The following is a 9,689-nucleotide window of genomic DNA, read 5'->3' on the forward strand; positions in this document are numbered from 1 at the left end:
TATAGAATCTAGTGCATCGTGCAAATTGCTAGATTCTATACGATACGCATATGCTTCCTTTTTATACACCTTATCATAATAGTGCTCTAGCAGAATCTGAGCAACCATATATTTATCATCACGCATAAAAGCCTCTTTAGCCTCAAGCCAAAAATTCTTTTGCATAAAAGGTGCAATTTTTTGCATAGCATTGACAAAAAACTCCTCACTAATATGCTGATAATAGCCTAAGATTCTTTGTATGCGAAGTTCTATAGGTGTATGAAGATAGATTTTTGGCGCACTTTGATAAGCACTATAGAGGGCTTTTGGCACGATGAGATTTCCTAATTTTTTACTCTCGCCCTCCACAAGCACTTTTTTGCCCTCCAATTCCCCCAATCTCATAAACAGCATATTTTCAAACATTGCCACACTTGGTTGCGTACCATAAATCGCCCCAAAACTCGATCCACAATGCTTTGCTAAAGATTCTATGTCAAGTGCATACTCATACAAAGCAAGAAGCTCACTCTTACCACTACCAGTAGGACCTACAAGGGTAAAAAACTGCATATTTGGCGTGTGTGCAAGAGCTATAAGCACGGCATTTCTATATGCCTTGTATCCCCCTTGTAATCGAATAGTACGATAACCAATATTATGCAAAATTGTCTGCAAGGAAAGGCTGCGCATACCGGCTCTAGCGCAATAGATTCTAATAATATGCGCAGGAGTAAGACCTAAATTTGAGAGAAATGTTGGGAGAAAACTTGCGATATTTTGGCAAATAAGTCCAGATCCAAGGAGTTTTGCCTCAAATGGATTATGTTTATACAGCGTGCCTACCCTTGCGCGCTCCTCATCATCTAAAACCGCTAAGTTAATGGCATTTGGGATATGAGAGTGCGCAAACTCACTAGGACTACGCACATCAATAATGGTTGTTGCATAAGATGCAACGCTAGAGCTTTTGGTCTGTAAAAACTCTAGTGCATTGAGGGTTTGCATACTTTGTAGGATATTTTAAGAGTTATTTTATTTGAGACTTTTGGCATTTTCCTCACGTATTTTTTTGCGTTTGAGTGCTTCTTCATAACGCTTTATCTCAAGAGGGGTTTTTGGATCAAAATGTGGAATTGTTTTTTTTTCACCCGTTTTTGTATCGACAGCCACCATTGTAAAATAACAAGTATTGCAGTGTGTCACAAAATGGTTTTTGATATCTTCACTCACAACTTTAATCCCTACTTCACAACTTGTCTTTCCTACGTAGTTCACACTCGCAAGAAATGTGATTAACGATCCAATAGGAATGGGGTGCTTAAACATAAGATTATCTACGCTTAGTGTTACTACGCCGTGTCCACAATAACGCGTCGCACATGCATATGCCACCTGATCAAGAAGTTTCATCAATTCGCCACCATGCACCACACCGCTAAAATTCGCCATACTTGGACTTGCTAGAATACTCATTGTCAAACATCGCGTGTCAAAAACATCTTCCATACTTTCCACCTTTAATGTAATGTAGTCCCTATTATGCACCTAAGAAAGTTAATATATGAGTTTTTTGTAGCGCTTTTATGGCGCAATGATACGATTTATATCATTAAAGATTCCAAGTGCCATAATTCCCAAAAGTAATGTCAATCCCACAGCCACAATCCCATTTACGATACTAATATTCAATGATCTACGCATAATGGCTTGATACAATGTCAAAAGGATATGGCCGCCATCAAGTGGCGGAATAGGCAAGAGGTTGAATATTCCAAGATTGATAGAAATAAGCGCACTCAAAGTAAGAAAGACTATCATATTGCTCTGTGCGACTACAGACATCGTATGCGTGATCCCTACAATGCTACTGACATTTTGCACCCCAACAACACCGCTAAGAAGTTTTTGTAGAGACTGCATAACAAACCTTGAAGCATCTATAGTTTTTTCCCAAGCCTTTGTGATCGCTTGCAAACCTGTATAGCGAATAATTTGGGTTTGCTGTGTTGCACGAATCCCTATAGCGTTATGCTCTATAGCCTCACCGAATATATTGCGTGATTGCATACTATGTGGCTTGAGGATAATGTCCATATGCTCCAAATCACGCTGCACACTTAGAGTAATCTCTCCCTTAGAATCTTGCACCTTTTTTGACAACTCATCCCAAGTGTAAATCTCTACGCCATTGATAGCTAAGATTCTATCTCCGGATATCATTCTAGCTTCTTGTGCAGGAGTAGAATCTAGCACTTCCCCTACAATAGGTGGTACACTTTCAAACCCATGCAAGCACACATACAAATACAGCAAAAACCCCAACAAGATATTAAAAAATGAACCTGCAAGAAGTATAGCAATGCGTTGTATGGGCGATTTGGCAAGATATGAATCTATTGGTGCTAAAGTGCCATGCCTCATTGCTTGAAAATCCTCTGTGGAGTGTGAATGGATTACATCTTTGTTTGTAGATTCTATCTTGGGTTGAGTAGCTTGTGTAAATGTCTCTTGCTGCCCCTTTAGCTGGACATATCCGCCCAATGGTATGGCAGAAATTGCATATTGCGTACCCCTATATGTAAAAGTAAAAATTTTCTTACCAAATCCTATGCTAAAAACCTCAACCTTTACGCCACACAAACGTGCCACCAAAAAATGCCCAAACTCATGAAACAAGATAAAAAATGCAAGAATAATGCAAGAGAGGGTAAATCCCACGCGCTACGCCTTTAGGGTTTTATAGTAGTTTATTGTGTATTCTAATCCTGAATATAGTGTAAGAAATGTCGCAAGCCAAAGTAGTGCATCTCCTCCGGGAAAAAAATCCGCCAACAAAAAGGCGATTGCAGCAATTTGGGCACCCGTCTTGTATTTGCCGGCATTAGATGCTGCCACACTTTTACCACTACCTGCGGCAACCACACGCAATCCCGTGATGAAAAACTCTCTACTTAAGATTAAAAAAATAAGCCAAGGCGAGGCACGATGCAAAACCAAAAGCGCAATAAAGGCAGACAGAATAAGCATTTTATCAGCCAATGGATCAAAAACCTCGCCAAATAATGATTTGAGATGATATTCCCTTGCAATATACCCATCAAAAAAATCGGTCAAAGATGCGATACAAAACGTTAGTGCAGCAAAATAATTAATCCATGATGTATCCATATATGCAGGAAAAATCTTATCGCTCTCAAGCACGATAAAAAGGAGTAATATAGCAAGCAAAATCCGAGAAATACTTAAAATGTTAGGTATATGACGCAAAGAAAATCCTTGTATTTTTACCCTGCATTATAGCAAAAAAGTGTATTTTCATGCATTCATTTAAGTCAAAATTTAACATTTGCGTTATAGAATCTCGCTTTTATTTTTGCAGTGCGGAAGTGGCGAAACTGGCAGACGCACCAGACTTAGGATCTGGCGCCGCAAGGCATGGAGGTTCAAGTCCTCTCTTCCGCACCACTACTCCTAAAAATTAGTCTTTGTAACGCAAAATATTCTACTAGAACTAGGAATTTGTATTGCAAAAATACTCTACATCTAGAAGCTGTTTGCTTAAAGCTTAATTTCAAATACTTTTCTATACAATCCCACATTCTTTTAATTTCTCAAACTATAAGGCTTAACTCATGGCGGATTCTAAATTGCATACTATTTCAATTATTATTCCCTGCTACAACGAAAAACATACAATTGCACAAATCCTTTCGGTTGTACAAAATGTCAATATTCCCTACCATAAAGAAATTATTATCGTTAATGACTGCTCAACTGATGGCACAAAAGAAATTTTAGATTCTCTCTTAAATGAATTTGGGGGGGGGGTATACAGAACACTACAGAATCCACAACGCATAGCGACCAAAGTATAAATGCTTGGGTAAATTCTCTTACAAAATCTACTCTTTACATCCTTCACCATACAACAAATCAAGGGAAAGGTGCAGCTCTTCGAACAGGTATCGCACACGCTAGTGGGGATATTGTCATCATACAAGATGCGGATTTAGAGTATGACCCAAATGAATACCCAAAACTCCTTGCCCCATTTGAAAAAGGCGTAGCCGATGTTGTATTTGGATCACGCTTTGGAAATGGAGATTCACATCGCGTATTGTATTTTTGGCACAGAATGGGCAATGGGCTTCTTACACTTCTTTCAAATATGATGACAAATCTCAATCTTACTGATATGGAGACTTGCTACAAAGTTTTTAAACGAGAAATTATCCAAAGTATCACCATAGAGGAAAATCGCTTTGGCTTTGAACCAGAAATCACTGCAAAAATCGCAAAACTCAAAGGTATTAGAATCTATGAGGTAGGTATCTCATACTATGGACGCACATATGAGGAAGGTAAAAAAATTGGTGTAAAAGACGGATTTCGTGCGCTTTGGGCAATTGTGAAATATAGATTTAAGGCTTAACATAAAAGGGGGTATAAGTATGAATTGGCTTATTATAGATGTAAAAATTCTCCTGGTGCTTTGGTTGTGGATTCTCGCAGTATTTGGTTTTGGGGGATTAATTTATAGAGTCTATGGACGTCTTTTTGCGATAAATCTCTTACAAGGTGTCTTATGGCTTGAGCTTTTTGTCAGTTTTATATTTGGTGTGGCATTTTTAAGTTTTGTCGTGCAAGTGCTTAATTTCTTTATGCCACTTTATGCATTACTTTCTATGGCTTTTTTATTTGTTGGAATTGGACTTTTTGTATGGATCTATAGAAAATTATTGCTTCAATGGCAGATTATACTTAGTGGATTTTGTGCATTTTTTGTAGTTGGGTTTTTAAGCCTTTATCATGACTCGTATGGCGATAGTGTCAATTATCATATCCAAATTGTTACTTGGATTGAACAATCACCCGTAATCTTTGGGCTTGGTAATGTGCATGGGCGATTAGGATTTAATGGCATTATTTATAACTTCTATGCCCTAAGCGATGTAAGCCAAATATTCCCTAATTTACGAAGTTTTATCGGTAATGAAATAGTGTATTTTGGATTCTTTTTTAGTTTATTTTTAACATTATTTACAAACAATGTATCAAAAATATCCTTGTTTGTCTTGTGTTCTGGACTTGCCTTTCCTTTTGTCTTGTATTGGGATGAATTCAGAGGGCTTTATTGCGAAGGCATAGGAGCAGTGCTTGGAATACTAGTCTTTACACTCCTCCTACATGCCTTAGAAAACAAGAATGCACCACATAACCCAACCCATAGTTCTCACAAAGTAAATTCTAATAATGTAGCACATATACTTATTATAAGTTTTGTTGTTGCATTGTTTGCTTCTTTGGTAAAAATCGCCAATACTGGACTTTTGTGTGCTGTTATAATCTGTGCTTTATATCTTTATAGAAAGGAAATTTTTTCTAAAACTTTTATGAGATATGCTATATATCTTAGTATTTTCTCAATTATATATGCACTGCCTTGGGCACTCAAAGGCTATATGACATCAGGTATGATAGCCTACCCCGCTGCCATAGGCTATATACCATCTCTTGAATGGGCAGTAAGCGAACAACAACGTGCTAGTGAAGTATGTTGGATAATGAGCTGGGCTAGAGACCCAGGTGTTAATTGCAAGGAAGTGCTTGCAGATTATGCATGGCTCAAAAAATGGCTATTAATGGAAACACGATATTTTGGTTGGTATTTTAAATATTTTGTGTATGGGTATTGGACAGCATTAGGATTAAGTATAATGTTGCTTATCTTGCCCAAATCTTGGTATGTCATCAAAGCTTACAAAAATTTTCTCATCATTTTTGCAGGAATAATATGTGGTGTGATCTTTTGGTTTGTTAGTGGTCCTGACCCACGCTTTGGCATGGTGTATCTTATACCACTTTTTGGGATTATCCACACGCATAACCTCACACTAATACAAGCTCTAAAATCTAAATCTTTGCGTATCAGTGGGTGTATATTATTTGTATTAAGCTTCTTGCCATTGGGAAAACTTATGCACAATGTTTTAACATACTCACTTGTGTTTGTTGGTATAGCTCGCATCTTGAATTGGACACGATCTAAAGCCTTTTTTGTGATTCTTGCTTGTCTTCTTCTCGCAAGTGCCCATAATCTCTACAGAAAAGATCTTGTGGGACTCTTTGGTGGTAATTCTGCATTTAAAGACACACAAAAAATACAACCTATTTTTGTGCAAAAGAAATTAACGGACCTTGGAGTAGAAATTTATGTGCGGAGCGACACACTAAAAGAAGGTTTTGAAAGTGTATTTTATGAACCGTTGCCGACAACCCCATACCTCAATCCAAAAATACAGCTAAAGACCATAATAGGACGCAAAGCCTATATCAACACAAACAAGGAATAAATAATGAAAACAAATGGTATCAGCGTTCATAATATCACAGAGTCTTTTATGGATAAACTTTTACGAAAAATGCGCCTTACACGCGTGCTTCCTAGCATAAAACTTTTCAAAAATCCACGCCTACTTGATATTGGATGCGGTTTTGAAGCAAAACTTTTGCGAGCAATAGAAGACTATATTGCCAAAGGTGTGGGGATTGATTACAAAGCTCCAGAGATTCACACAGATAAGATACAAACTTTTTCCTATGTTTTTGAATCCAAACATGAACTTGGATTAGAGTCTTCCCAGACTATAATGGGGGGGGGGGGGGAGGCCTCGGAAAATATTGCACACCAACAACCAAATCAAGTCGATATATCCCTGCCTTTTGAAAGCGAAAGTTTTGAGATAATAACCATGCTTGCAGTTATTGAACACTTATCTAATCCTATTGCGATGCTTCGAGAAATTGAGCGTCTACTTGTCCCCAATGGTATTTTACTCCTGACAGCTCCAAGTCATGCTGCCAAACCTGTGCTTGAATTCCTCTCCTACAAACTTCACATTATCGATGAGCGAGAAATTAGGGATCATAAACGCTATTACAATAAACGTGATTTTATAGAATCCTTTGCACAAATGCCAAAACTTAGACTTATACAACATAATTACTTCCAGTGTGGCATGAATAATTTTATAAAAGCACAAAAATGCTAAACAAGAATTTCTTGTGGCACAATTATCCCTATGGCTATTACAATAGATAAAAGAAATTTCTATGTCCAAAAAATCTAACACAACGCACTTGCATAAATTTGTAAGGTATACCATAGTTGGAGCAAGTGCAGCTGTGATAAACCTCGTGGTTTTTGTGGTATGTGAAAAAATATTTACAATCTACTATCTCATCAGCACATTTATCGCCTTTATTTTTGCTACCTATTGGAACTTTATCATAGCACGCAGGTTTGTGTTTGTAAGTCATTTTACCTCTACCCTCAAAGAGAGTCTAATTATCTATCTTGTCAGTGCTATGGGAATATGTATAGATATAGGTGTAATGTATGTAGGTGTGGATGTGTGCAATCTAGATTCGTTGCTAACCAAAATCCTCGCTATAGGTATTGCGTTTGTCTTTAATTTTGGTCTACGAAATTTTGTTATTTACAAGGAGCAACTATGAGACAAGTTATATATTTAGGTTTTGTGTTAGAATTTTTTGCACTTATGCTATTTTATGGTTATGCCTACCCTATTGTGCCATTTTGGGGCGACGATTTTCAGTATATAAATATCTATCCTACATTAACATTATCTCTTACATCTGGTGAATGGATACCTTCTCGTCTATTGCCACAATACATTCAAGCAAGTATCGCGCATCTCGCAGTATATATGGTCATGCCACTTACGAACTTAGATTTTTTAGACTCAATAGCATCTGTCTCTGCTTTTGTGCTATCAAGTGCATTTGTTGGCTTTCATATTTTGCTCTATCTCTGTGTATTTATACTCACAACACATAAGATAAAATCATTACTCCTTTCAAGTATCTTTATCTTAGGCTGTGTGACATTAGCAAAATCCCACATGATGCCACTTTTGCTTCCAGCAGATCTCATGGCTGAAGGTATGGGTTATCTCTTAACTATGGTGTGTTTTTATACGCTTCCTTATCTCATAAATCTCAGTCTTGTTGTGGGTATTTTCATATTAATTTTACGAGGAAAAGACTTATCATCTACGCAAATAACAATAAGGGGGGGGGGCAATACTTATTATAGTATATTTAGCGATCTTTTCTATAGAAAGCGCGAGTGTTATACTTGCTAGTTATGCAGGGTGTATACTAGCATATCGCACTCTCCTATCCTACAAACATCATAAGAAACTTCTTATGGTCTTTAAAACATATACGCTCTTTGATCTATGTCTTATGTTAATTATTGTTTTATGGGCAGTTGCACTATGGAAAATGATGCACTCAGGTAGAGCTATGTATTGTGCAGATTTTGCAATCACTCGAGGCATTACATACTTTCACACAACCCTTAATAATATACGATCTGGATTTATCCAAATCTTTGGAATTACATGTATTCTTTCACTGCTAGGAATCTATCTCATCAAAGATTCGCGGTATCGCTTATTGCTTATAACACTTAATCTCTGGATTATCTGTCTTGTAATTTTTTATGTACTTACAACTTCTAAATGCGGAGCCAAATGGTATCTCATGAGTGGACTGCTTATGGCTATGCTAGTGTATATAGTCATATCTCTTAGTATTGTTACTACAAAATACAAAATAAGCTATATAATAGTTTCTCTACTATTTTTTATTGCGTGTTTTCAAACTCTACAACCATATCAAGAAAGACCAAGAAAGGCTTATAATTACTTTAAGGCATACTCGCAAAACTGGATAGAACAAGTTCAACAAGCCCAACAAAATGGTCAAACACATATTGATATTTATGTCCCGGATCATTTTGGTCATCATCACTGGAATAGTTGGTTTGCTCCACACTTTCCAAAAACATTGCAAACCTATGGAATCTTGCAAACAAATATCACGGTAACCTTTAAGCCTTTGTCATTACAATCTTCCCCACCTAAAGAATAAAAAATCATTGCTAAAGAATTAAAATCTATCACACTGACTTCAAAATCAAGCTCAATACTTCATATAGCACAGAAAATAGTAAGATTCTCGCACTTATTGATGATTATAAGGTGTGCATAAAAGCCGTAGTAAAAACCATACATAAAAAGTCAAAAGTGCTTAAACAGATATCAACGAAAGTAATGAGTAATCATAGAAAATAAAGAAAATGTAGAAAATCTGCTTTCACGCCAATGATGCAAACACCAGGACTGATACTTTTGAAAATATCTCTAAATAAAAGTTTTGAAACTACCCAAAAACTTATCAATCATAGCGATGTGATGAGCAAAGATCCCACAATCATCAATGAATATATAAAAAAATTCTAGATTTTGCCAAACATAATCTCACAACTTCTCAAAATGTGCATGGCATATCTTATTATCAAAAATAATTTTGGGGAACTCAAAAAGAGTGTAGAAAACCTCGCATAAACGAGCTTAAGCTTATATGTGCTACAATTCCGCTTTTTAGAATCTAAATCCCTAAAGGAAGTGTATGCACGTAACGATTGTTGGTAGTGGCTATGTAGGACTTGTAGCTGGGGCATGTTTTGCCCAAATGGGTAATGATGTCATCTGCCTTGATGTAGATTCTACAAAAATTACAAATCTCCAAAAAGGTATTATTCCAATCTATGAACCGGGATTAGAATCCATGGTGCTAGAAAATCACAAAAAAGGCACTCTACGCTTTAGACC

11 protein-coding genes, 1 tRNA gene and 1 pseudogene are annotated in these 9,689 nt (G+C 36.8%); 9 read left to right on the top strand and 4 right to left on the bottom strand.

The genetic code is table 11. The features are described 5' to 3' along the window. From mnmH to pgsA, 4 genes are all read right to left on the bottom strand, one after another. Positions 1 to 990 (bottom strand): tRNA 2-selenouridine(34) synthase MnmH (gene mnmH, locus C6H22_RS07800; protein ID WP_104694715.1); only part of this gene is annotated, 990 nt, incomplete at its 3' end. A gap of 27 nt (positions 991 to 1,017) precedes the next feature. Beyond that, complete coding sequence (locus C6H22_RS07805; protein ID WP_104694716.1) at positions 1,018 to 1,491, bottom strand: acyl-CoA thioesterase; 474 nt, start codon at positions 1,489 to 1,491, stop codon at positions 1,018 to 1,020. Positions 1,492 to 1,566: 75 nt separating this feature from the next. Next, positions 1,567 to 2,703 (bottom strand): RIP metalloprotease RseP, encoded by a 1,137-nt coding sequence (gene rseP / locus C6H22_RS07810; RefSeq protein WP_104694717.1) that lies wholly within the window; start codon positions 2,701 to 2,703, stop codon positions 1,567 to 1,569. 3 nt (positions 2,704 to 2,706) lie between these two features. Continuing rightward, positions 2,707 to 3,252 (bottom strand): CDP-diacylglycerol--glycerol-3-phosphate 3-phosphatidyltransferase, encoded by a 546-nt coding sequence (pgsA, locus tag C6H22_RS07815; RefSeq protein WP_104694718.1) that lies wholly within the window; start codon positions 3,250 to 3,252, stop codon positions 2,707 to 2,709. Between the two features lie 113 nt (positions 3,253 to 3,365). Here pgsA and C6H22_RS07820 point away from each other — a divergent pair. From C6H22_RS07820 to C6H22_RS07865, 9 genes and pseudogenes are all read left to right on the top strand, one after another. Beyond that, positions 3,366 to 3,450 (top strand) — tRNA-Leu (locus tag C6H22_RS07820). 167 nt (positions 3,451 to 3,617) lie between these two features. Continuing rightward, a complete protein-coding gene (locus tag C6H22_RS09040; RefSeq protein ID WP_104694719.1) occupies positions 3,618 to 3,860 on the top strand; it encodes a glycosyltransferase family 2 protein in 243 nt (80 codons plus the stop codon). Next, positions 3,857 to 4,417 (top strand): glycosyltransferase family 2 protein, encoded by a 561-nt coding sequence (locus tag C6H22_RS09045; protein ID WP_104694720.1) that lies wholly within the window; start codon positions 3,857 to 3,859, stop codon positions 4,415 to 4,417. The genes C6H22_RS09040 and C6H22_RS09045 overlap by 4 nt, the downstream gene beginning before the upstream one ends. Positions 4,418 to 4,436: 19 nt before the next feature. Next, positions 4,437 to 6,338 (top strand): LIC_10190 family membrane protein, encoded by a 1,902-nt coding sequence (locus C6H22_RS07835; RefSeq protein ID WP_104694721.1) that lies wholly within the window; start codon positions 4,437 to 4,439, stop codon positions 6,336 to 6,338. Positions 6,339 to 6,341: 3 nt separating this feature from the next. Then, positions 6,342 to 7,037, top strand: a complete 696-nt coding sequence (locus C6H22_RS07840; RefSeq protein ID WP_233707094.1) for a class I SAM-dependent methyltransferase — start codon at positions 6,342 to 6,344, stop codon at positions 7,035 to 7,037. 61 nt (positions 7,038 to 7,098) lie between these two features. After that, positions 7,099 to 7,503, top strand: coding sequence for a GtrA family protein (locus C6H22_RS07845; RefSeq protein ID WP_104694722.1), 405 nt, complete (start codon positions 7,099 to 7,101; stop codon positions 7,501 to 7,503). Then, complete coding sequence (locus C6H22_RS07850; RefSeq protein ID WP_104694723.1) at positions 7,500 to 8,153, top strand: hypothetical protein; 654 nt, start codon at positions 7,500 to 7,502, stop codon at positions 8,151 to 8,153. The genes C6H22_RS07845 and C6H22_RS07850 overlap by 4 nt, the downstream gene beginning before the upstream one ends. 145 nt (positions 8,154 to 8,298) lie before the next feature. Beyond that, positions 8,299 to 8,946 (top strand): hypothetical protein, encoded by a 648-nt coding sequence (locus C6H22_RS07855; protein ID WP_104694724.1) that lies wholly within the window; start codon positions 8,299 to 8,301, stop codon positions 8,944 to 8,946. A gap of 540 nt (positions 8,947 to 9,486) precedes the next feature. Further along, positions 9,487 to 9,689 (top strand): annotated as a pseudogene (locus C6H22_RS07865) (UDP-glucose 6-dehydrogenase); the annotation flags it as partial.

Origin of the sequence: Helicobacter equorum (assembly GCF_900198655.1) — a bacterium.
Taxonomy (GTDB): domain Bacteria; phylum Campylobacterota; class Campylobacteria; order Campylobacterales; family Helicobacteraceae; genus Helicobacter_F; species Helicobacter_F equorum.

Excerpts from the sequence above, each read along its gene's own strand:
- C6H22_RS09040 (WP_104694719.1), top strand. The coding sequence starts at position 3,618 with ATGGCGGATTCTAAATTGCATACTATTTCAATTATTATTCCCTGCTAC.
- C6H22_RS07805 (WP_104694716.1), bottom strand. The coding sequence starts at position 1,491 with ATGGAAGATGTTTTTGACACGCGATGTTTGACAATGAGTATTCTAGCA.
- C6H22_RS07855 (WP_104694724.1), top strand. The coding sequence starts at position 8,299 with ATGCACTCAGGTAGAGCTATGTATTGTGCAGATTTTGCAATCACTCGA.
- C6H22_RS07850 (WP_104694723.1), top strand. The coding sequence starts at position 7,500 with ATGAGACAAGTTATATATTTAGGTTTTGTGTTAGAATTTTTTGCACTT.
- C6H22_RS07835 (WP_104694721.1), top strand. The coding sequence starts at position 4,437 with ATGAATTGGCTTATTATAGATGTAAAAATTCTCCTGGTGCTTTGGTTG.
- C6H22_RS07840 (WP_233707094.1), top strand. The coding sequence starts at position 6,342 with ATGAAAACAAATGGTATCAGCGTTCATAATATCACAGAGTCTTTTATG.
- C6H22_RS07845 (WP_104694722.1), top strand. The coding sequence starts at position 7,099 with ATGTCCAAAAAATCTAACACAACGCACTTGCATAAATTTGTAAGGTAT.